19 protein-coding genes are annotated in these 21,897 nt (G+C 71.4%); 7 read left to right on the top strand and 12 right to left on the bottom strand.

All coding sequences use genetic code 11. From position 1 onward, the window contains the following. Positions 1-25: 25 nt before the first annotated feature. The 5 genes from Vau01_RS49850 to merT all read left to right on the top strand — a co-directional run bounded on the left by Vau01_RS49850 (position 26) and on the right by merT (position 3,087). Positions 26-817: a sigma factor gene (locus Vau01_RS49850; RefSeq protein WP_239152567.1), complete on the top strand. Its 792-nt coding sequence runs from the start codon at positions 26-28 to the stop codon at positions 815-817. A gap of 26 nt (positions 818-843) precedes the next feature. Then, positions 844-1,851, top strand: coding sequence for a hypothetical protein (locus tag Vau01_RS49845; protein WP_204008152.1), 1,008 nt, complete (start codon positions 844-846; stop codon positions 1,849-1,851). Positions 1,852-1,977: 126 nt separating this feature from the next. Continuing rightward, positions 1,978-2,328: a hypothetical protein gene (locus Vau01_RS49840; protein ID WP_204008150.1), complete on the top strand. Its 351-nt coding sequence runs from the start codon at positions 1,978-1,980 to the stop codon at positions 2,326-2,328. Next, entirely contained in the window at positions 2,306-2,764 is a 459-nt protein-coding gene (locus tag Vau01_RS49835) for a MerR family transcriptional regulator (protein WP_204008148.1), read from the top strand. Before Vau01_RS49840 ends, Vau01_RS49835 begins: the two co-directional genes overlap by 23 nt. Next, positions 2,761-3,087 carry a mercuric ion transporter MerT gene (gene merT / locus Vau01_RS49830; protein WP_204008146.1) on the top strand — a complete coding sequence of 109 codons (327 nt, stop codon included), beginning with the start codon at positions 2,761-2,763 and terminating at the stop codon, positions 3,085-3,087. The genes Vau01_RS49835 and merT overlap by 4 nt, the downstream gene beginning before the upstream one ends. Before the next feature lie 45 nt (positions 3,088-3,132). Here merT and Vau01_RS49825 read toward each other — a convergent pair whose 3' ends face one another. Then, positions 3,133-3,633 (bottom strand): hypothetical protein, encoded by a 501-nt coding sequence (locus Vau01_RS49825; RefSeq protein ID WP_204008144.1) that lies wholly within the window; start codon positions 3,631-3,633, stop codon positions 3,133-3,135. Between the two features lie 92 nt (positions 3,634-3,725). Between Vau01_RS49825 and Vau01_RS49820 the strand changes: the two genes are divergently transcribed. Beyond that, positions 3,726-4,103 carry a MerR family transcriptional regulator gene (locus Vau01_RS49820; protein ID WP_204008142.1) on the top strand — a complete coding sequence of 126 codons (378 nt, stop codon included), beginning with the start codon at positions 3,726-3,728 and terminating at the stop codon, positions 4,101-4,103. Between the two features lie 21 nt (positions 4,104-4,124). Then, positions 4,125-5,933, top strand: a complete 1,809-nt coding sequence (locus Vau01_RS49815; protein WP_204008140.1) for a sensor histidine kinase — start codon at positions 4,125-4,127, stop codon at positions 5,931-5,933. A gap of 12 nt (positions 5,934-5,945) precedes the next feature. Here the strand turns inward: Vau01_RS49815 and Vau01_RS49810 are convergent, their stop codons facing one another. Genes Vau01_RS49810 through Vau01_RS49760 form a run of 11 tightly spaced genes read right to left on the bottom strand, consistent with a single transcriptional unit; the run spans position 5,946 to position 21,749 of the window. Then, positions 5,946-6,623 carry a TfuA-like protein gene (locus Vau01_RS49810; protein WP_204008139.1) on the bottom strand — a complete coding sequence of 226 codons (678 nt, stop codon included), beginning with the start codon at positions 6,621-6,623 and terminating at the stop codon, positions 5,946-5,948. A gap of 11 nt (positions 6,624-6,634) precedes the next feature. Further along, on the bottom strand, positions 6,635-7,981 hold the full coding sequence (locus Vau01_RS49805; RefSeq protein WP_204008138.1) for a YcaO-like family protein: 1,347 nt from the start codon (positions 7,979-7,981) through the stop codon (positions 6,635-6,637). Between the two features lie 29 nt (positions 7,982-8,010). Beyond that, a complete protein-coding gene (locus Vau01_RS49800; RefSeq protein ID WP_204008137.1) occupies positions 8,011-8,733 on the bottom strand; it encodes an ABC transporter permease in 723 nt (240 codons plus the stop codon). Further along, a complete protein-coding gene (locus Vau01_RS49795) occupies positions 8,730-9,641 on the bottom strand; it encodes an ABC transporter ATP-binding protein (RefSeq protein ID WP_239152565.1) in 912 nt (303 codons plus the stop codon). The genes Vau01_RS49800 and Vau01_RS49795 overlap by 4 nt, the downstream gene beginning before the upstream one ends. Next, positions 9,631-11,190 (bottom strand): SagB family peptide dehydrogenase, encoded by a 1,560-nt coding sequence (locus Vau01_RS49790; protein ID WP_204008136.1) that lies wholly within the window; start codon positions 11,188-11,190, stop codon positions 9,631-9,633. Before Vau01_RS49790 ends, Vau01_RS49795 begins: the two co-directional genes overlap by 11 nt. Next, positions 11,180-12,307, bottom strand: a complete 1,128-nt coding sequence (locus Vau01_RS49785) for a thiopeptide maturation pyridine synthase (protein ID WP_204008135.1) — start codon at positions 12,305-12,307, stop codon at positions 11,180-11,182. The genes Vau01_RS49790 and Vau01_RS49785 overlap by 11 nt, the downstream gene beginning before the upstream one ends. 6 nt (positions 12,308-12,313) lie before the next feature. Then, the gene (locus tag Vau01_RS49780; protein ID WP_204008134.1) at positions 12,314-13,345 is read right to left on the bottom strand and encodes a lantibiotic dehydratase C-terminal domain-containing protein; all 1,032 of its coding nucleotides are present in this window, start codon (positions 13,343-13,345) and stop codon (positions 12,314-12,316) included. Beyond that, a complete protein-coding gene (locus tag Vau01_RS49775; RefSeq protein WP_204008133.1) occupies positions 13,338-16,073 on the bottom strand; it encodes a lantibiotic dehydratase in 2,736 nt (911 codons plus the stop codon). Before Vau01_RS49775 ends, Vau01_RS49780 begins: the two co-directional genes overlap by 8 nt. Continuing rightward, entirely contained in the window at positions 16,073-17,683 is a 1,611-nt protein-coding gene (locus tag Vau01_RS49770; protein WP_204008132.1) for a SagB family peptide dehydrogenase, read from the bottom strand. The genes Vau01_RS49775 and Vau01_RS49770 overlap by 1 nt, the downstream gene beginning before the upstream one ends. A gap of 14 nt (positions 17,684-17,697) precedes the next feature. Beyond that, positions 17,698-19,698: a TOMM precursor leader peptide-binding protein gene (locus Vau01_RS49765; protein WP_204008130.1), complete on the bottom strand. Its 2,001-nt coding sequence runs from the start codon at positions 19,696-19,698 to the stop codon at positions 17,698-17,700. Continuing rightward, positions 19,695-21,749, bottom strand: coding sequence for a YcaO-like family protein (locus Vau01_RS49760; protein ID WP_204008129.1), 2,055 nt, complete (start codon positions 21,747-21,749; stop codon positions 19,695-19,697). Before Vau01_RS49760 ends, Vau01_RS49765 begins: the two co-directional genes overlap by 4 nt. Between the last annotated feature and the right edge of the window lie 148 nt (positions 21,750-21,897).

Below are 21,897 nucleotides of genomic sequence, written 5' to 3'. Positions count from 1 at the left end.
GACCATCGAGATGGAAGGTCCTGCAGTGGACATACCGCCCGCCGACCCCGCTACCGGAACCTTCGTGGCCCACCGGAACCTGCTGTTCACCGTCGCCTACGAGATGCTCGGTTCGGCGGCCGACGCCGAAGACGTCCTCCAGGAGACCTGGCTGCGTTGGGTCAAAGTCGACCTGGCGCAGGTCAGCGACGTCGGCTCCTGGCTGCCGGAACCGCTGCTCACCACGCCGGACGTGGCCGACGACGTCGCGCTCGCGGAGAGCATGTCGATGGCGCTGATGCTCGTTCTGGAAACGTTGGCGCCGACGGAACGCGCGGTCTTCGTCCTGCACGAGGGCTTCGACGTCAACTACGACGAGATCGCTGCGGCCCTCGACAAGACCACGTCGGCGGTCCGCCACGTCGACGCCCGCCGTCCGCGCCAGGTGGTCCCGGCGAGCCTGACCCGAGAGGCGCTGCACTCTCTGCGGCACGCGATCGAAACCGGAGACCTGCAAGGCCTGCTCGACGTGCTCGCCCCGGACGTGGTCCTGGTGGCGGACGGCGGCGGCATCAAACAGGCCGCGCTGCGGCCGGTCATCGGCGCCGACAAGGTGGCCCGCATGTTCGTCGGCGGCATCAGCAAGGTGGACAGCATCCTCACCGCCGAGCCGACCGTGGTCAACGGCAACCCTTCTCTCGTGCTGCGCCTGGACGGTCAGCTCGACGGCGTCCTCGCCGTCCGCGTCGAGGACACCCGCATCACCGGACTCTATTACGTCCGAAATCCGGAAAAACTGACCCGCGTCGAGTCCGCGACCGCGCTCACCCTGCGATGAATTCGGCCCAATCTGGAGGACCCGACATGGCCGTTCAGGCCAAGCCCGCAACCGATGCACCGCCGTCGCCCTGGTCGGCGGTGGCCAAGGCCGTCGCCCTGCTCACGGTGGCCGTCAGCGTTCTACTGACCGCCTTCGCCTGGCCCTCGGTACGCTCGTCGGCGCACGACGTGCCGATCGCCATCGCGGGGCCCGCACCGGCGGTCAGCCAGATCAGCGCCGCCCTCCACGAACGCCTACCCGACGCCTTCGACATCACCGAAGTCGCCGACACCACCGCCGCCGAACAACTCATTCGCAACCGCGACGTGTACGGGGCAATCGACGTAAGTTCCGGTACACCACGGGTCATCCTCGCCTCCGCCGCCAGCACGGCCGTCGCCCAGACCCTCAACAGCATCGTCACGGCACTCAACCAGGCGCAGTCCCAGGGCGCCAGCACGCCGTCCGCCGTCCGCGACCTCGTTCCGCTGCCAGCTGACGACCCTCGTGGCGCCGGGCTGGCCGCCGCGGCTCTGCCTTTGGTCATGGGTGGTCTGCTCGCCGCCGTTCTGCTGACGAGACTTGTCCGTGGCACCACCCGTCGGGTAGTGGGAGCGCTCGCCTTCGCTGTCACCGGCGGCCTCGCACTGGGGGCCATTCTGCAGTTCTGGCTCGGCTCGCTGTCGGGCTCGTACTGGGCGAACACCGGCGCGGTCGCCCTGACCGTCGCTGCAACCTCCGTGACCATTCTGGGGCTGGAGTCCCTGCTCGGCTATGCCGGGCTCGGCCTGGGTGCGGCCGTCATGATGCTCATCGGCAACCCCTTGTCAGGCACCGCGACCGCGCCCGAGATGCTGCCCGGCAGGTCCGGCATGCTCGGCCAGCTGCTACCGCCCGGCGCCGGTGGCCGGCTACTGCGGTCCACCGCCTTCTTCGACAGCCACGGCGCCACCCGTTCGGTCATCGTCCTCGCAGCGTGGCTCGTGCTCGGCATACTGCTGTGCCTCGCCGGCAGCCTGCGCCCGCGACGCTCTCGTTCGGCCACCGACTAGGCTGCCGCCCCGCACGATGGCCAGGCCCAGCCCGCCACCGACTTGCATCCGGTACCCACGTACAGGCTTACCGTGTTCTGGACGGTGTCGAGATCGGCGCCGGGTCTCAGTCCTGAGGAGCCTGCGATGTCGTTCACCGTTCCGGACGCGTGTGCCCTGCCCACGGTCGAGCAACCGGTGCGCCTGGCCGAGTTCGACAGCCTGTTCGCCGCTGCCGTGCGTCACGTCGACACGCTCAGCGCCACCCACGCCCGTCTGCACCTGACCGGCCCGGCCGGGCTTGAGGCCACGGTGCGGGAGCTGACCGCCCGCGAGACCGAGTGCTGCTCGTTCTTCACCTTCACCACGACGGGTCGACCCGCTGACGGCGGCGAGGCGGTCACGCTCGACGTCGAGGTCCCGGCCCGGTACGCCGACGTCCTGGCCTCGCTCGCGCACAGCGCCGGCAGCAACCATGACGACGCTGCGCACCGGTGAGGTCGCCGAGCAGGCCGGCGTCAACATCCAGACGCTGCGTTACTACGAGCGCCGCGGCCTGCTCGCCGAACCGACCCGCTCCCACGGCGGGCACCGGCTCTACCCGCCCGACACCGTCGCCCTGCTGAACGTGATCAAGGCCGCGCAGCGGCTCGGGTTCACCCTCGACGAGGTCGCCGAACTCCTCGACACCGGCCGCCGCCGGCACCCGACCCCGGATCTACGCCAGCGCGCGATCGACAAGATCGCCGAGATCGACGCGAAGATCGCCGACCTCGCCGCGATCCGTGGCGCGCTGACCGAGGTCGTCGACGCCCGCTGCACCAGCCTCACCAACTGCACCTGCCCCGACTGCCCGATCCCGTTCCTGACCATCGGCAGCACCATCGACAGCACCGTGGACAGCGCCGAACGACCCGACGGAGAAACCGCATGACCGTTCCCCTCCAGCCCCCGACCGTCCGCGACCCGCACCACCATCGGGCCCGGAGCGTCGACAACAAGCCGCCGACGCGGAGCAGGGTCAGCGGCATCCTCGCCGTCGTCGCCTGTGCGGCCTGCTGCGCCCTGCCGGTGCTGATCGCCGCCGGTGTGCTCACCACCACCGGTGCCGCGATCGTCGAGAAGACCCTGTTCGCGGTGTCCGCCGGGCTGGTCGTGCTCGCCCTGGCCATGTGGTGGCTGCACCGCCGCCGCAGTGCCCGCCGTGCCGCGGCCGCCGGCGCAACGAGCTGCGGGTGCGGAGGCGACGGCTGCTGACCCGACCGGGCAACCCGACGCGAACTTCGGACGGATCCTCGCCGCCTACGGTGTACGCACCGCGTTCCGGACCGGCCCCGCGGCGTCGGCAGGGTTCCGACCGAACCGCATGACGGTCCCGGACTCGTTCGTCGTGACCGCAAATCCGTTGCCGGACAGCCACTTCGTCATGCCGGCGACGCCGTCGGCGGCGTAGTCCGGTGCGTGGTAGTAGGTGTCGAGCAGGGTGCGTGCCGTTGCCTCGTCGGCGGCGACACCGTCGACCAGGCTGACGTCCCACCACACCTCGCCGTCGGCGGTGGCGCTGACCGCGAAGTCGTAGAACGGGCAGCATGCCTTCTCCCGGGCGGCCAGGTCGCGCACCCACGCCTCGACGCCCTCGTCGGCGCGGAACCGCAACCGCACCGTGTCGCCGGTCCGGTCGCGTCCGGCCAGAGCCTGGGTGAACAGCCGGTCGTACTCGGCCATCCGCTCCTCGGCGGTGTCCGGCGCGTCGGTCATGTCACACGCGATCGCCGGCGCGTCGATGCTCGCCGTGTCGTCCATGCGTTGCTCCTTCGGTGTCGTCGGGCGTTGCTTGCGTTCCCACCGGAACCGTAAACTCTGAACTCAGGTCCAGAGTCAAGAGTGGGGCGGCGATGAAAATCGGTCAGGTGGCAGCCGAGGCCGACGTCACCGTCGACACGGTGCGGTTCTACGAGCGGCGCGGCGTGCTTCCACCCCCGGAGCGGCGCCCGTCCGGATACCGCGAGTACACGCCCGCCGCGGTCGAACGCATCCGGATGGCCCGGGCACTGCAGCAACTCGGATTCACCCTCGACGAGATCATCGACGCCCTGCGCGCCCACGACGGCGGGGAGACCACCGGGGCCGACCACCTGTGGCGCCTCGAGTCCGTCGTCGACCGCATCGACGCCAGGATCGCCGACCTGAGACGCACCCGCCGCAGCGTCATCGACACCCTCACCGAATGCCGTACCGGCCGATGCCGGTTCCAACCGACCGGACGCTGCTGAACGCTTCACTGGTGGCCCGCGGTGCCGATCACGGTGGATGTGGCGTCACGACGGCCGGCGAAGGGACTGTCAACGGCACTGACGGGCCGGCGCTGGCCGGTCAGCGTGCTCTTGACGGTGCTGGTGCTGGTGGTGGGGCTGGCGGTCTCCGGTGTGGTGGCTGTGGTGGCCGACGGGCAGCAGGACGCTCATCTGGCGGCGGTGATGGACCAGCGGGCCCAGGCGGTCGGCAACGCCACGAGCGCGGAGACCCGCCGCTACACCGACACGATCTCCGACCTGGCGGCGGCGGTCGGGGCGCAGAGCGAGCTGAGCGCGGCCGACTTCGTCACGCTGACCTCCCGTACCAGCCGGGAGCGGCTACCCGGCGCCACCGGGGTGCTGCTGGTGGTACCCGCCCGCGGCGACCAGGTGGAGGCGGTGCAGGCGCTGTGGCGATCCCGCGGCAACACCGGCCTGACGTTGGCGCCGCACGACGGCACCGCCGAGCATCTGTTCGCGGTCCTCAACCACGCCCTGGACGGCACACCGCCCGAGACCGGGCGCGACCTCACCGCGGCTGCCGAGCCGACCGAGGCGTTGAACCTGGCCCGCGCCACCGGACGGGCGACCGCGAGCCGCACCTACATCCTGCTCAACGACCGCGACCTGCCGGCCGACCAGCAGCAGATGTCGTTCGTGCTGACGGCTCCCGTCTACGGCGGGCAGGGCACCCCCGACGCCGGCGAGTTCCGCGGCTGGATTCTGATGGGTCTACGCGGTGGGGACTTCATCACCGAGACCCTGCGGAAAGCCTCCCAGCACGCCGCCGCGGTCACCCTGTCCGACACCTCCACCGCGGGCCGACCGGTGACCGTCGCCCGGGTCGTCGACGGCACCGTCCTGCGCGACGCACGGCTGCACCGGCAGGTCAGCGTCGAGTTCGGACAGCGGCACTGGCAATTGGACGTGTATCCCACGACGGGAATCCGCACCCCGCTCGGGCAGTACCTCCCGACGATCACCACCGGAATCGGGACCCTCCTCACGCTGCTCCTCGCCGCTCTCGTCGCGGTGCTGGCCACCGCCCGCAACCAGGCCCTGGCCCGGGTCGACAAGGCCACCACGGCGCTCCGCGCCGACATCACCCGCCGCCAGCTCACCGAGGCGCGGCTGCGCGAGCGGGAAGCCGAACTGGAAGCCTTCGCCAGCATCACCGCACACGACCTGAAGTCCCCGCTCACCACGGTCGCCGGCTACGCCGCCGTGATCGTCGACGAACACGGCGACAGCCTCGACCCGGACACCCGCCGGTACCTGGACCGGATCACCGCCGGGGTGTCCCGGATGCGCCGGCTCATCGACGACCTGCTCGGCTACGCCACCGCCCGCGACGCCCACCTCAACCCCACCACCGTCGCCGTCGCGGACCTCGTCGCGGACGTCCTCAGCGACCGCCTCGCCACCCACGCCGAACCCCCGCACATCGACCTCGTCGACCTGCCCACCGTCACCGCCGACCCGGTGCTCCTGCGCCAGGTCCTCGACAACCTGATCGGCAACGCCCTCAAATACGTCCGCCCCGGCCGCACCCCGTACGTCGCCGTCACCGCCGAACCCACCAGCGACGGATGGCGCATCGAGGTCTCCGACCGGGGCATCGGCATCGACCCCGCCGACCAGGCGGCCGTCTTCGACACCTTCCACCGCGCCCGCGGCAGCGAAGGCTACCCCGGCACCGGCCTCGGACTGGCCATCTGCAAACAGGTCATCACCCGCCACGGCGGCCACATCGGAGTCACCACCAACCCCGACGGCGGCAGCCGCTTCTGGTTCACCCTCCCCACCTGATCGGCCGCCCTCTCAGCTGGCCGGATACGGGCGGTCGCCGCGCTCGGTCGCCGTGCGGATCGCGGCGAGCAGGGCGAGCGCGTCGTCCCTCTTGGCGTTGGGTGGATCGTCGAGGAGGAAGGCACGCAGCGCCGCCAGTTCGGACCCGTCGACCCGGCCGTCGAGGACGCGCAGGAGGTTCGCGTAGGTCCGGTCCGGGAAGTAGAGATCCTTCGCCGCCGCTATCGCCGTGTCCGCGGTCGTGGCGGTCACCACGCCCCGACCGACGGCGGCCTCCACCGCGATGCGGATGTTCACCATCGGCTCGGACATCGGGCGCAGCGACTCGGCGTCGAAGGTGATGGCGACCTCGTCGTCGGCGTCGAGCTCACCCTCGTGGTACCGGCGGAAGATCTCGCCGACACCGACCATCCCGTAGCCGGCCAGTTCCGCCGCCCGCAACGCACCCATGCTCGACGAGCCGAAGAACACCACGTCGCGATGCTCGATCTCGGTCAGGATCTCCTTCGGGGAGACCGCGAGTCCCTGCAGGAACACCCCGTCGACGATGCCGACCTGGCTCGGCGGGTCGGCCCGCCGGAAGAGTTCCTCGATGTCTCCGCGCCGAACCGGAGGCAGGACCTCCGCGTCGATCGCGCCGCGCACGGTGTCGGCGTCGATGCTCGGTCCGACGAAAACGACTGGACGCATGGTGCCACTCCTCAGACTCGCTCGCCGACCCTGGTGTCCCGCAAACCGATCAGTTCCTTGAGCGTGCCGTCCCACCGCGCGAGGGCACGTGGACCGAGCCGGCCCTGGTCGAAGGCGAAGGACTCCATTCCCGGGACGATCACGCGAACGACGTGGAACGGCAGATCCGGCACGGACAGGTCGACGACGATGACGCGACGCATGCCGCGGGCGCGGATCCCGTCCAGCATGACGGTGACGTCGGTCATGATGTCGTCGCTCGGGTGGTTGACGATCCGGCCGAACGGCACGCTGGTGGTGCAGTTGCCGAACGGCCAGTCGCCGGCGTCCAGTTGATGTCCGCGGTAGGTGAGCTGCTGCCAGGGCTCGATCTTCGCGCCGGGCAGGTTCAGATCCTCCCGGACCCCCTGCAGATCCACCACCCGGCTCTGCGCCGCCTCGGTCAACGCCCGCAGCACGGCCACCTCGGCGTCGGGGTGCGAGCCGTAGCCCGCGTGGCTCTGCGCGACCGTCGGGCCGAGATCCTCCCGCACGACGGCGCCGAAGCTGGCGATTCCGGTGTCCGACGAGACGTCGCGGATCACGAGTTGGACACCGGCGTCCTCGAACATCCGCGCATACCGGTGTGCCTGCGGCGGCAGCGTGCCGAGATCGACCGCCGGGTGCCGATCCTCCAGCCACGTCACGGCGCCCGGCGGGGCCGACTTGGCCATCCTGGTCCGGACGACCGTCTTCAGCCGGTGGCTGACGAGATCGGCCATCGTCCAGTCGTCGCGCTCGATGACCTCGATGAGGGCGTGGCAGATCGCCTCCTCCAGCGAGTTGCCGGACGCGACGCCGTTGGTGCTGGTGATCCGGTAGCAGGACTGCTCGTGGTAGCGCACGTAGTACCCGGCGAGGCACAGCGGCACGTAGACGGTTTCCTCGTTGAGCAGATCGAATCCGGGCACCCACGACATGACCCGGTCGTGATGGAAGTTCCGGTGCAGCTTCATGTTGTGCGACACCGGGTCGAGCACCGGCACCGACCCCGCCGCCAGTTCCGTGTGGGAGGCGATCCGCGCCGGGCGCATCGGCTGCCAGGCGCAGAATCGTTCGACCGCTTCCATGACCGCGGAGGTCATCGCGTCGAGGGGGGTGCCGCCCTTGCCGTTGTAGACGGACAACTCGTCGGCGGAGCGCGGCACGATGGCGTTGTAGACCGGGATCCCGATCCGGTCCAGCCCCGTGATGTCGGCGATCCGCGTGACCCCGATCCGGCGCAGGTGCGGGCGGACCCGTTCGAACGTCTCGGCCGAGGAGCACTCCCGGTGCCGGCCCGAAGCACGGTGCTTCGGAACGCTGGTGCGAAGTCTCACGCTGGTCCCTTCAATTGTCGCGGTGGCCGTTACGAGGCCCGACGGAATCGCCACGCCGCCAGTCCGAGGAAGGCGCCGGCCCAGGCCAGCAGGACGAGGGCGCCGCCGGACACCGGCGACTCACCGGCGATCAGCAGCCAGGACAGCTCCCCGGCGCGGTAGGTGGGAAGCACCTTGGCCACGTCCGCGAGCCAGTCGGGAAACACCTCCGTTGGCAGCCACAGGCCGCCCGCGACGGACATGAGGAAGTACACGGCGAGCGACACGCCCTGCGCCGCCTCGTCGCGGAACGTGTACCCGACGGCGATTCCGAGCCCGACGAACGGCATCGCGCCCAGCCACAGCGCCGGGACGAGGGCGAGCCAGGTCAGCGGGTCGAGGTCGACACCGTGCACCAGCCGGCCGGCGAGCAGGATCGCCAGGATCACCGGCAGGCACAGGACGCTGGCGGCGGCCACCTTGATGACGAGGTACCGGCCGGGTCGTAGCGGCGTCAGCGCCAGTTGGCGGGTCCAGCCGCGGGTGCGTTCCATCGCGATGGGTGCGCCCACGCCCATCAGACCGGCGCCGATCGCGCCGTAGAGCGCCATCGACACCATGTAGTAGGCGTTGAAGCCGGTGCCCTGGACCATGCCCCGGGCGAACACCAGCGTGAACAGCAGGTAGAAACCGACCGGGAACCCGATCGTGTAGCCGGTGAAGGTCACGCTGCGCAGAACCCGCAGGATCTCCAGGCGGAGGTAGGTCGTCATCGGGACACCCCCGCCGGGGTCGCGCCGGTCCGGTCGGTGAACGCCAGCACCGCATCGGCGAGCGGCGCCATCGTGACCTCGATGTCGCACGCGTCCGGATAGTCGCGTAACAACGACCGCAGCGTGGTGTCGGAGTCGCCGCTGCGGATCGTCACCGCGTCGCCGTTGACCTCCACCGTGAACACGGCCGGCAGCCGGCGGAGCGCGTCGGGTTCGGCGGCGGGCAGGGTGCACCGCAGCATCCGGGTGGCGGTGACCGCGCGGATCGCGGTGGCGGGCCCGTCGGCGACGATCCGGCCGTTCGCCATCAGGATTATCCGGTCGGCGATCGCGTCCGCCTCTTCCAGGTAGTGGGTGCTGAACAGGACCGTGCGGCCGTCGGCCACGTACATGCGGATGGTGGCCCAGAACGACCGGCGGGCGGAGATGTCCATCGCCGCGGTCGGCTCGTCGAGAATCAGCATTCGTGGGTCGCCCACCAACGCCAGCGCGAACCTGACCCGCTGTGTCTCACCGCCGGAGAGCCGCTCGGTCCGGCGTTGGAGGATGTCGGCCAGTCCTGCCCACCGCACCACGTCGTCGAACGCCAGGGGAGCCGGTTGGAGGGCGCTCATCGCGCGTACCAGTTCGGCCACCCGTACGCCCTTCAACAGCTCGCCCTGCTGCAGCACGCAGCCGATGCCGCCGGTGTCGAGGGCCTGTCGCGGGGATTCTCCGAGCATCTGTATCCGACCGCTGTCGGGTCGTTGGAGATCGAGCAGCATGTCCAGCGTGGTGGTCTTTCCGGCACCGTTGGGGCCGAGCAACGCGACCACCTCGCCCGGGTTGATCCGGAAGGTCGCGTCGTTGACCGCGTGGACGTCCCGAAACCGCTTGTGGACGTTCTCGACGAGGATGCTAGGAATCACGATCGCCTCCGGGATCTGGGAAGAGCTGGTCGTAGCCCGTCTCCGAGCCCGGGGAGCCGACCAGTACCTGGCACAGCGGGCGCAGCGGTCCATCGCCGAAGCCGAGTGCCTCGGCCAGATGGTCGGTCTCGTACGCGCACAGGATCCGGCAGTCGAGCCCGAGCGCGGCCGCTGCCAGGGTCGTGCGTTGCACCACGATCCCGGCGGGGACGTTCTGCATCTGGAACCACCGGTCGCCGATGGTCCGGAACCCGGCTTCGTAGTCGCCGACCGGCACCACCACCGCGCCGGCCCCGTGGTCGCCCGTGAACCGCGCATCCGCGATGTCGGGTTGCGTCATCGCGACGCGCAGATCGGTCTGCCGTACCGGCGTCACCTGGTGCGTGTCGGGCTCGTAGACGTACATGCCGGGTTGCAGGCCCGTCACCCGATGGACGACGCAGCACAGCCGGACGTGATCGAGTCCGCTGCCGGCGGGTGGGGAGCCGGCCCACCGGTAGGTCGCGCGCAGCAAACCGGCCAACTGGAACAGGGTGAGTGCGGCATAACCGAAGCGGCCGTCCAGGCTGCGTCGGCGCGGCAGCCCGGCCGGCAGCGGGGCGGCCGAGTGCGGAAGCGGGTGGCTTTCGGCGCCGGGCCCGACCGTGGGCACGGCGGCCAGCGGTGGCGGCAGGGCCGCGGCCGGATCGGCCGCGGCCCGCGCGGACCGGTGGAGATCCCGGGTCAACGGGACCGTGTGCAGCACCCCGATCGGGCGGGTGCGGCTCGACGGCTGCCGGACCGGTGAGTCGGCGAGCCGGTGCCGGCCGTTGTCCGGCGGCGGGCCGGCCGCGCAGCCGGCGCCGGGCCGGACGCCGATCACCACGAGGACCGCCTCGCTGTCCGGATTCACCCCGAGCAGGCGGGTGAGGTCCTCGTCGCTGAACCGTAGCGAGACCTCGCCGACCAGCCCGGCCGCCTCCATCATCGTCAGCAACTGGCCGGTCAGCACGCCGCTGTCCAGGCACTGCAGCCGGTACCCGAACTCCTGGTACTTGAAGGCGGTCCGCGCGAATATCGTCGTGATGACCAGATACAGCTCGGCCGGCTCCGGGCGGGCCGGTTCGTGCAGCGCCTCGGCCACGAACCGGCGCCAGTCGCCCGTCCGCACCGGATCGAGCGCGTGCGCGGCCGGGTCGTAGTGCAGCACCCCGGCCGCCCGGTCGCGGCCGGGCGTCGGCTCCGGCCCCGCGACGAGATAGATTTCGGACGGGAACAGGCCGCCACCGGATGCCACCGGCCGCAGCGACCGGCCGACCGCCATCCCCGACACGCGTTGGCTGAGGACGGCGCTCAGACTGTCCCAGCGGTAGCGGGTCAGGCCGTAGGAGTCGTGCAGGATCCGGCCGAGCACGTCCATGCCCAGCGCCACCGCTTCGCCCGGTGGGTAACGCTTGACCGACGGTGGCATCGATCGCCAGTCGGTGGCGAGCACGGCCGCGGTCGGCTGATGCTCGGCGACGCGCAGGTACCGGCGGGCGGCGTCGCCCGGCTTCCGTTCAGCGGTCATGGCTGGACGGCGTCACCGGCAGCAGCCCGCCGGGATCGATGAAGTCCGGGATGGAGACGTCGTACGCCTCCTCGACCGTGCGTGCCACCAGGTAGCACAACAGGAACCGCTCGACCGGCACCAGACCGAGCCGGTTGAACAGGAGGTACTGGTAGTTCAGCAGCACCCGGTACACCGCGAACCAGGGCGAGCCGTTGAGCGTGTCGCGGATCCGGGAATCACCGAACAGCGCCCGGTGGAACGCACTGACGTTCTTCCCGACCGGAGCGCGCTCCCCGGATTCGGGCGGATCCGGCGGCACCTCGATCGGGGCGAGGGCGAGCCGGCCCGCGTCGTTGAGTTCACCGGCCCGGCGCTGGTAGGTGTCGACGATCCGGATCCAGTCCGCGAGGAAGGGCACCTCGTGCTGGCCCGTCTCGAGGTCGGTCAACACCTCGGTCAGCAGTTGGGTGACGGCACCGGCGTTGGCCCGGTAGGCGCGTTCGAAGCGCGTCCGCAGTCCGTCCGGGTCACTGCTGTTGGCGAGAAAGCCCTCCGCGTGCGACCGGTAGGAGATGAAGCCCTTGTCGATCGGGGGACAGCCGCGGGCCGCCGTCGCGAAGGCCAGCGCCAGCGGGACCTCCAACCGGTTCGCGCCACCTCGCACGTGGTCGAGCGCGGCGAATGCCAGCGGCGTCGTGTCGACGTGGAAGTCCGCCAGCAGGGCGGCGGACTCCTCGGTGTGCAGCACGTGCAGCCGCTTGTCGTACGGCAGGTACTGCACGGAGTTGTCGGGATACCAGGGCGTCAGCGGGCCGTCTTCGAGTTCGAGGTCGGCCAACCGGCGGTGCACCGGAAGTTCCCGTTCCTCGGACATGTCGCTCGTCGACGGGTGGGTGCGCAGGTAGCCGCCGATGATGTCCGCGATCAGCGGTTGCACCTGGCGCCGCCACGCCGACGGGGTGGTCCGGACGTGGATGCGGATGTGCGGACCCCGCAACCAGTGCCGGACGAAGTACGCCTGCGACACGTCGGGATTCCGCCCGACCGCCGCGAGCAGCGGACGCACCGCGTCGAGGATCAGCGTGTCCTTCTGCGGGCTGTAGTAGTAGACATGGGCGCTGTGCCAGTCCTGCACCGTCCCTCACCCCTCTCTGAAAGCAGACACTTCGTCCACATCGGCCAGTGCCCGCGCGGTCAGGTAGGCCACGTGCATTTCGTCCGGCACGGCGACGCCGATCCGGTTGTTGAGCAGGTGCGCGCACCGCAGCAGGACACTGGCGACGGCGCGCCGCTGCGGTTCCAGCTGCGCCAGGTACCACACGTACGGGGATCCGGCCGGTTCGATGGTGAACTCGCCCTGCCGGGTCGCCTGCTCCAACGCGAGCCGGAGCCGGCGGATCGAGGCCAGCCACGCCGCGACCCGGTCCGCGGCGGCCGTCGACCCGCCGGAACCGTCCGGGCCGGCGTCGACCAGCCGCCACGCCTGGTGGACCTGGCGCCGCAGCCGCTCCCGGGCGCCGGTGTAGCTGGCGTGCAGGGCGGAGGCGGTGTCGCCGGACACGGCGCCCGATCCGGCGAACCGCTGCTGGGTGTGGCCGCCCACCGCCCGGAACGCCGCGGCGAGCCGGGGCAGGTCGGGTTCGTAGTCGGCCAGCGTCACCAGGCCGAGGAACAGCGCCAGGCCGCGCCGGACGTCGAGCGGCGTCGCGGTGGAGAGGATGTCCACCGCAAGTGCGGTGGACTCCATGAAGTGCCGCTCGGCGGCGGCCATGGTGGCACCGGATCCGTAGACGTCGTGCTCGGGCCGGTAGTCCACGTCGAGCACCGACCCCGGCGGCTGGAGGACGCGTTCGTAGTCGTCGCGGCCCTCGTTGCGGGCGAGTTGCCCGGCGAGTTCGGCGTACTGCGCCTGGGTGACCGTGCCCGGGGCGGGGTGCCGGGCGAGGTGGTCGCCGAACGCGTCACGCAGGTCCGCGCGCACCGACCCGGCCAGGTCGGGCGTGGTGGCCACCCGTACCCGCACGTGGGCCCCGCCCTCCCAGTAACGCAGGAAGAACCAGCCCCGCACCCGGCCGCTGTGCACGAGCCGGGTGACCGCCGGTGCGACGCACGACGTCACCAGATCGCCCAGATCCGCCGGGTGGTAGACGTGGATGCTGACCCACTCACTCATCGCGTCCACCGTCGCTCTCGCCACCGTCGCGTTGGACGCCGGGAAGCTCGATCACGAACTCGGTGACGTGGTGGCCGTCGCCGAACCGGGGCGCCTGCCCGAGGTCCGGCAGCGCCTCGGTGACCACCACGAGGCTGCCGCCCTCGTCGAGGGTCCGCTCCAGCAGGCGGACCAGGTACCACACCGACAGGTCGACATACAGCGGCTTGCGGGACTTGGCCTCGGGCGTCCACGCGGTGCTGCCCTCCGGGCTGACCACCTTGACGTAGAACCGTTCCGGTATGCCGTGTCCGGCGAGCCAGTCGGCCAGCCGTAGCCAATGGTTCGCGTCGCTGTCGCCCTTCCGCCGGCGCGGCACCTCCGCGGTCGCGAAGGCCCAGCACGCCCGGCTCAGGGTCACCCGGCCCGCGTCCAGGCGCGGCAGCCGCCGCACGCCGCCGTCGCGCGGGTCCTCGGTCCGCGGAAAGAACAGCGGCAACGAGGAATGCAACAGCGACGACGGTGGCCCGAAGACGTCCACGAGGTGCCGGACCGGTGCGGGGAGCCAGAACTCACCCATCAGTCCATTGTGGACGGGGCGGACCGGTCGGTCGTGGCGGCGCGACCGGAGGCACAGCAGCCCGTCGACCGGATCGTAGGTGACCAGCAGATCGTGCATGGGGATGCGCCCGCCCGTGCCGCCCAGCGAGGTGGTGAACGGCACGTCCAGCTCGTACGCGGTGCTCGGCGCCCGCAGGTTGAGGTTGTTCGCGAAACAGCCGTTGCTCTCCACCATCAGCTCGCCCGCCGGGCCGTAGACGTACGGTTCCCAGCCGCGCGCCTGGTCGGCGGCTCCGGCGGCGCCGAGCAGCCGGACCACCCGGTTGGCGCCGCGACCGTACCCGACCCCGACGGTGTTGAGCACGACCGCTGCCGGATCCGGTTCGGTGAGCTGCACGTAGCACGCGATCGAACCGAGCCGCGCCGGTGACGGCGGCAGGCCCGCGGCGAAGGCCGCGAGCTCCGCCGGGTCGACCCGCACCACACCGCCGGCGTCGGCCGGCCCGGACCGCACCAACGCCGTTGCGGCGCCGACGAGTTCAGCCTGCTCCCGGGCGTACGGCAGGGAGCACCAGACCTCCCACGACGTCCCGGCCGGCCCGCCGCAGAGCGTGCGCAGGGTCGCACCGTCCACGCCGCCGCGAACGGCCTGCGCGCCGGCCGAGACCATCCGGTTGACCTCCTGGTAGAAGATCAGCCACGGCACGGCCGCCGACTCCGGATAGGTCGCGCGGAACACGTCGGCCAACGCCCGCCGGGCGGGCATGGTCGAGTCGAACAGGGGCAGCAGCCCGCGCAGGCGCGACAACTCGTCGACGACCGGTTGCCAGGCGGCTCTCGAACACGCGACGACGGGCGCGGTGAACACGGCGTTCTCGTGGAACAGGTTCTTGCGCGGAAGCGGCTCGGCCTGCGGTCCTCCCGTCATCCGGTTCAGCCGGTTGAGCGCCTCGTAGATCCGCTCGTGGGACTCCAACCGGTGCTGCGGATCGACGATCCGCGGGTAGCCGGACAGCTCGTCGGCGACCGTGCGCAGCGTCCGGCTCACGTCGGTCGACCCGTCCGGGCCGCACGAGTCCAGCCAGCCGAGGAGCACGCCGAGGTGATCGTCGGCCTGATCCGCGAACGGCGCCTCGGTGTGCAGGAGGCCGGTGTCGACCAGCCGCCCGACGAAGGCGGCCACATCGGCGTCGGCCAACGTCTGGTCGAGAGCGCCCAGGTGCGCGCGCAACTGCCGCACCGTCGTCCCCGGGTTCGCGGCGACGAAGTCGAGGGACTCGGCCAGCGCCCGGCCCCGGCTCACGGTCGTCAACGGCGTGCCCGCCCCGGCACCGAGGAACCGCACGGCCGTCCCGTCGTCGGTGAGGCTGGGATTGACCCGCAGCCGCAGGTTCGCGACGACGTCCGGATGCCGGATGGCGAACTGGGCGAACCGCTGGGCGAGCCAGACGTTCAGCTCCACCACGCTGCGCCAGGCCTCGTTTCCGGTCGCCCGTACCGCCGGTCCGGGCTGCTCGTCCCAGCCGGCCAGGCCGGCGACGGTGAACGTGCTGTACGGGCTGGTCTTGGCGGTGACCCGGGCCAGGTACTTGACCAACCGGAGCAGCACCTGCCGGTCCGGCGCGGTCCCCGGCGGCTCGCCCAGCCACTTGGTCAGTTCGGTGAACAGAACCGGGCTGCCCTGCACGAGGCCGTAACGGAACGCGTTGCTGGTCAGGATCGCCCGCAGTCGTTCCGTCGACGCCGCCTGCTCGGCCGCGAGGAGGGCCGGCAGCCGGGCCAGCCGTTCGTCCCGTTCGGCCAGCCGCTCCTGCCACCGGTCGAGGTGACGCACCAGATCGGCCGGCAGGGCGGCGTGGACCTGCGGGTTCCACAGCCGGGCCCGCAGCGGCCGGCCACCGTAGACCGCCCGGCGCAGCGCCACCACGGTCGGCTTGAGTTCGGGGCTGCGCAGGCCGCCGACGACCGTGTAGAGCTGTTCGGACAGCTGCTCGCCGGTGGTCACCAGCCACCGTTGCAACTCACGAACCTCGGCGATGACCGCCCAGCTCTTGTCGAAGCGAAGGTCACGCAGGGCGGAGACCGGCAGCGCCGCCACCCGGACGACGAACGGGTCGCGTGCCTGCTCCGGGAACCCGTGCGGATCGGTGTGGACACCAGTACGGTCGGTCGGCATCGGCTTCCTCACTAGAAGACGATCGGCATCTCGTACTGCGCCGTGGTGGCGCGGTACCCGATGGCGATCTGGAACATCGGGAGCAGGCCGGGGTCGTCGATGCCGAGCATCGACTGGATCGCGCCGACGGCGTAGCCGTTCGCCGGGCGCGCGGCGAGACCGGCGGCGCCGCTGAGCACGCAGATCCGCTGGGCGACGAGCCCGGCGTCCTGGTTGAGGATCCGGTAGCCGCGGTTGCCCAACCGGCTGGTGGCCCAGGACCGGTCACCGACGACGTACGCCACGACGTTGACGTTGCGGTAGTCCGTCACCGGCGGTCCGAGCGCCATCGCCAACTCGTTGATCGGATCCGGCGGGGTGTTCGGTATGCGCCACAGCGTTCCGTCCGGACCGCACCGGTACACCCCCGGCGGCGTCCCGGCCACGTCCTGGACAACCAGGTAGCAGGCCGAGTAGGGCCCGGGCCCGAGATCGGACGGGTACGGCGCGAGCGCGTACCGCACGATCCGGGCCAGATCGTCGGCGGGCATGGTGCGCCGCACCGGCCGGAACAACGTCCCGCCGGAGTGACGCTCGCGCAGCGCCGTGCTGAGATCGACCGGCCGGTCCGATCCGTTGGCGAGATCCAGCCGGGTCGATCCCGCCGGGACGCTGACAGCGCCATTGGTCGCGCCATTGCCGTCACCGCATGGGCTCGCGAACTCCGCGGTCGTGTCCAGGACCGAGTGCCGGTCCAGCTCGTAGACGCTCGACGCCAGCGTCAGGTCCTTGGCCACGTCGATGAAGCGCGGCCGGATCTCCGCCAGCCCGTCCAGCAGTTCCGCGCTGGTGGTGCGGCGGCCGTCACGACGAGGCCCGGCCGGTGCGTCGGAGGTGTCGCGGTAGACCGGAACCACCGCCACGGTGCGTTCCTGACCCTGCTCCACGCCGAGCAACCGGTCGAGCACATCGTCGAGGAACTGGTAGTGCAGGTGGCCGCTGAGGCCGAGCGACCGCGCGACCAGGAGCAGGTTGCCCGCGACCATTCCGGCTTCCTGGCTGCACAACCGGTACGCGTAGTGCCGGTAGCGGAACGCCGTCTTCCAGTAGTGCGACGTCAGCAGCAGGACGGCCTCGACGGAACCGAGCGCCGAATCCAGCGCCGCGACCGGCAGGTCCGGATCGACGCCGCAGCGAAGCTCCACCAGGGCGTGGTGGAGCTGGTCGTAGTGGTAGACCCCGCCCGGGATCCCGTCACGTTCGGGCAGCCACACATACAGCTCGGTCGGATAGAAGCACCGTGCCGACGGGACCAGACGGTGGTACGGCCAACCGCCCACGGCGCCGACGTCGACGCGGGAGAACCCGTACCCGTAGTAGAGCAACGCACCGAGCACCTCGTCGGTCAGCCCGGCCGGAGCGGGGGAGCCGTCCACCGCCGGGCCGAACGCGGCGCCGACGCCGCCGAGCCGCATCGGTGTCCACTGTGGAAGCCGGTGCCGGGCCAGCCCCCGGTAGGCCTTGAACTTCGGCGGCTCGTCTGGCGCGCCCTCCTCCCCGACACCCTTCGCGAGCAGCGAGGTGGAGTCGTGGAAGGTGTCGTGCCAGTACCGGTCTGCCACTGAGGTCTCACGGTTGTGCACGGTCGCCCTCCGGCTCATGGGAACGGATGGGGATGCGGGTTGACGTCCTCCGCACGCAGCGCACGGTCCCGGTACCCGAGCTCGTGCGGCACGTCGAAGAGGCGGGGAAGGCCGTCGACCCGCCGGGCCCAGTGCCCGAACGTCATCGGCAGCAGACCCGGAATGAGCACCTTGACGCAGTGGAAGCCGCCCGCCCGTTGTTCGATGGCGGTCTGGTCCACGACGACCACGTCGAGTCCACGGTCGAGATAGCGGGCCATGGTCGCCAGGAGGTCGTCGCGCAGATCGGCCTCGCCGGTGCGGAACGCGCCCGCGAACGACTCGTCGATGGCCACCGCCGGACCGGAGTCGAACAGGAAACCGAAGCGGTCGAAGGCCTCCGGATGCGAGTAGAGCACCGAGTGGTCGTGCATGGAGCGGACCTCGGCCGGGTCGTGGACCATCCGGTGGGCCCGCGCCACCTCGTCCGGGTAGGTCGCCCGTCGCCACTCCAGGATCGGTGCCAGTTCGAGCAGTGCGTTGGCGATCGCGCGTTCGCCCTCGAATCCGGCGCCGGCGGCGCAGACCGCCTTGGGCGCGCGTTCGTCCCCGCCCGGATGCACCGCCATCACCCACACCGTCGGGATCCCGTGCTCGGTGGTCGTGTCGAAGGCGTGGATGTCGTAGCCGGTGAGACGACGCAGCCGGTCGGCCATCAGCGGGATGGTGCGGTCGCGGGCGGAGTTCAGGTCCAGCCGGCGCACCGGCAGCCGCGCGTACCAGGTCATGAGGAACGCGTCGCGTTCGGCGAGTTCCACGATCCCGTGCAGGATGGCCTCCTCCAGACAGCCACCGAGCGCGCAACCGTTGGAGATCTCGTACACGAACGGGTGGACGTGCCCGTCGGCCAGGTGGAGCCGGTAGTACGCGCAGGTCTCCGGCACCAGGATCGGCTCCTGCCGGGCGAACGAGTACCCCCACACCCACGGCATCACCAGATCCTCGTGATAGCGCTGGTAGGCGAAGTTGGGCAGGGCGTAGCGCTCGTCCGGATACAGGCCGAGGGATCTCGGGTCGAGGGCCCGGTCGGCCAGTTCGCGGTGGCTGCCGCGGACCACCGTGCGTTTCCCGCCGGGGCGCACTCCGCCGTGCCGCTCCACCGCTTCGGTGATCGCCGTGAGCCGCGCGGTGCGGAAGTCGAGGTCGCGGCCCGATCCGCTCTCGATCTGAACCGGCCGTCCGGGCAGCCCGATCGGCGCCATCATCGTGGGGTACGCGCCGAAGGTGGTGCGTTGCAGCGTGCGGATGAGCCCGTGTTCCGGGTCGACGTACGTGTCGATCAGGGAGTCCATCGACTCGAACAGGTTGCGCACCCGGTAGACGTCCGGCCGGGCCTTCGGCGCCGGACGCAACTCGATCCGGGCACCGTCCCGGGTGTCCTCCGGCAACCGGCCGCAGTCCGCGCAGTGGGGATCGGGGATGAACCGGTGGGTACTCACCGCCAGCGTGTCGAGGTTCAGCCGGATCGTGCCGTGGTGCAGCCGTCCGGTGCCGGCGCCGGCCAACCGGCTCGACACCTCGCCCGCGGTCAGTCGGGCCGCGATGTCGATGCCGAAACTGGTCAGGCCGGGATCCGGGCGGGCGAACCGGTCCGGGAACCGGTCTCGGGCGTCCGAGCGCAGATCGGCGTCCGCCCGGGTGCGTTCCCGCCGGGTTTCCACGCAGGTCGCGCATCCGGCGAGGCCGGGCGTGACGGTCGGGCCGATGATCACCGTGCCGAGTTCGACGCGCACCGGCGTCCACGGCACTCCGAGGGTCGACGCGGCCGGGGCGGCGCCGGAGGTGTCGCTCAGCCAGGCGCGGTCGGGACCGTCATCGACCAGCACCACCGCCGACAACCCCGCCGAACGCCACCCGGCGTCGACCCGGTCGGCCGTGGTCACCGAGAAGGCCGTGCCGAGTTCCGTCGCGACGGCCCGGCCGAGCCGCCCGGCGCCCACGACGGCGAGGCTGGGCGCGTCCGGCGGGGCGGTCACTGGACCACCACCTGGACCACGGACGGCAGGACCGCACGGGCGACCGGGTCGTGCCCCACCGGCACCGCGTAGACGTGGTAGCCGGCGCCGTGCAGCGCGCCCAGCAACGGGCGCCACCCGTCCGCTTCGGCGGGCCCGCTCGGCCCGGCCGGTGCCGTCGGCTGGCCGCGGAGCTCGGGGCGGAGATTCGCGACCGCCGGCGGCGCGATGCCCGCATGACCGTTGACGTCGGCCTGGTAGGACAGCAGCACCTGCGCCAGGCCGGTCGTGACGGCCTCGGCCAGATCCGAACCGGCGGCGTAGCAGATGGTCGAATCGGGCCCGCAGAAAGCCAGGACCGGCACGCCCAGCCCCCCGGTCACGTCGTACACGCGCACCGGCACCCGGGCCGTCGCGACCGCGTCGCGGTACCGGCCGCCCTCCTCGTCGAGGTCGACGTCGGCGAGCGGCAGTTCCGGGAACGGTGCGGGCGCCGCCGCGATCTCGGCAACGGTCAGCTCGCGGCAGTGGTCGAGGAGCCCGCGACGCAGCGCCTCGTCGCTGCTGGTGGCGGCGGCCAGCCCCACCGGGTGGCGCAGGTCGCCGGCCGGGGCTCCGGGCGTGCCCAGCACCGGGTACGCGAGCACCGCGTCGATCAGCTCCGACTTGTCCAGGACCAGGTTGCGGGCGAACACCCGCGGCTCGTCGGTGCCGTCGGCGGGAGCGGTGAGCCGGCGCGCATCCACACTGAGCGTCGCGTAGAGCGCGAACGCGCGAAGCGCCGCGGACTGCCGGGCCGCGCCGAAACTGTCCCCGATCCCGACCGTGACCGGGTGGCCGGACCGGGTGTCGAGCAGAGTGAACGGATCGGCCACGGTGACCTCGGCGACGTGCAGGGGAAGCTGGGTGAGCTCGTTCTCGTCCAGGCGCTGGAAGAGCCCGAGCCGGCGGTCGAACAGTTCCGCCGCCCGCCGGGAGAAGTCGTCGGGTCGCCGGGGCGGCGCGGCCAGGAACGCGGCGAACCGGTCGGCGAACTCGCCCTCGGTCTCGGGGTCGGCGGGCTGCGCCGCCGGATGGTCGAAGACCCGGTGCTCGCTCGTGGCCAGGGTCTCCAGGTCCACCAGGCTGATCGCCTCGGTCGGCGCCGGTGTCGAGTTCAACCCGGCGACGCCGGTGAGATGCCGGAAGCACAGGAAGGCGACCCGGTTGGCCACGATCGCGGCGGTGGGACCGGCGAGAAACGGGCTCTCGGCAACCGGCTCGGCGGTGAACCCGTCGGCGGCGCGCGGCCGGTTCGACAGCACCCGCAACCAGGCGGACTCCCAGCCGGGCCGGTCGGTCCCGGCCACCGGGCCGGTCCACGCCTCGTCGGCCACCACGATGCCCTGGATCAGCGGACGGCCGAGCAGCCGGCAGAGCCGGTCGAGATCCCTGGCCCGGCGCAGCACGGGACGGTCGGAGACGTGCAGCACGACGTCACCGAGCTCGACGGCCGCCAGCAGCGCCTCGGGTGTGTCCACAAGGGAGCGCTGGTGCACCCGCTGGGCCGGGTCGTCCCGCTGGGCGGCCCGCACGTACGTGGCGAGGCGTTCGGTGTCGGTCGGGCAGTCGGCGGTGACGAGCGCGGTCACCTCGGCGACCCCGGAACGCAGGCAGGCATGGACCAGCGCGTTGAGGCCGAGTCCCGCGCCGACGCAGACGACGTGGGCGTTGCGGTGGTCCTGGAAACGGCGGGCCGCGGAACTGAGGTGGTGGTCGATGTAGGCGATCTCGGCGGCGTAGCGGTCGAGTTCGGCCGGACCGAGCTGGTGCGGCTCGTCGTGCTGGACGTCCTTCACCAGGCCCGCGTCCGCGAGCGCCGTGACGAGCGCACGGACCATTTCCCGCTTGGCCTCGGGTAGCCCGCCGACAAGCTCGTCGAGTTCCACGTTGCCGTCCAGGTACGGCGCCAACCTGTCCATGAGGGGCAGGGCGGTGCGGCCCTTGACGGTGAACAGGTCGCCGGTGTGTACGAAGGCGAGGCTGTCGCCCCGCGGAACCCAGTAGACGTCCGGTTTGAGCTTCGGTTTCATGGCTGCCGATCCTCGGGCTGGGCCGGTGCGGCCGATGGACGGGGGAGTGGTGGTGCCCGGGGCGCAAAGGGGCCGGCCGGTCCTTCTCGATCCGGCCGGGTGGGCGCGCGGGACACCGGCTGCGCCGTACTAGGGTTGATGGACGACG

This window comes from Virgisporangium aurantiacum (genome assembly GCF_016863635.1).
In the GTDB taxonomy this organism is placed as follows: Bacteria; Actinomycetota; Actinomycetes; order Mycobacteriales; family Micromonosporaceae; genus Virgisporangium; species Virgisporangium aurantiacum.
This window is presented reverse-complemented; position numbering and strand designations above follow the sequence as displayed.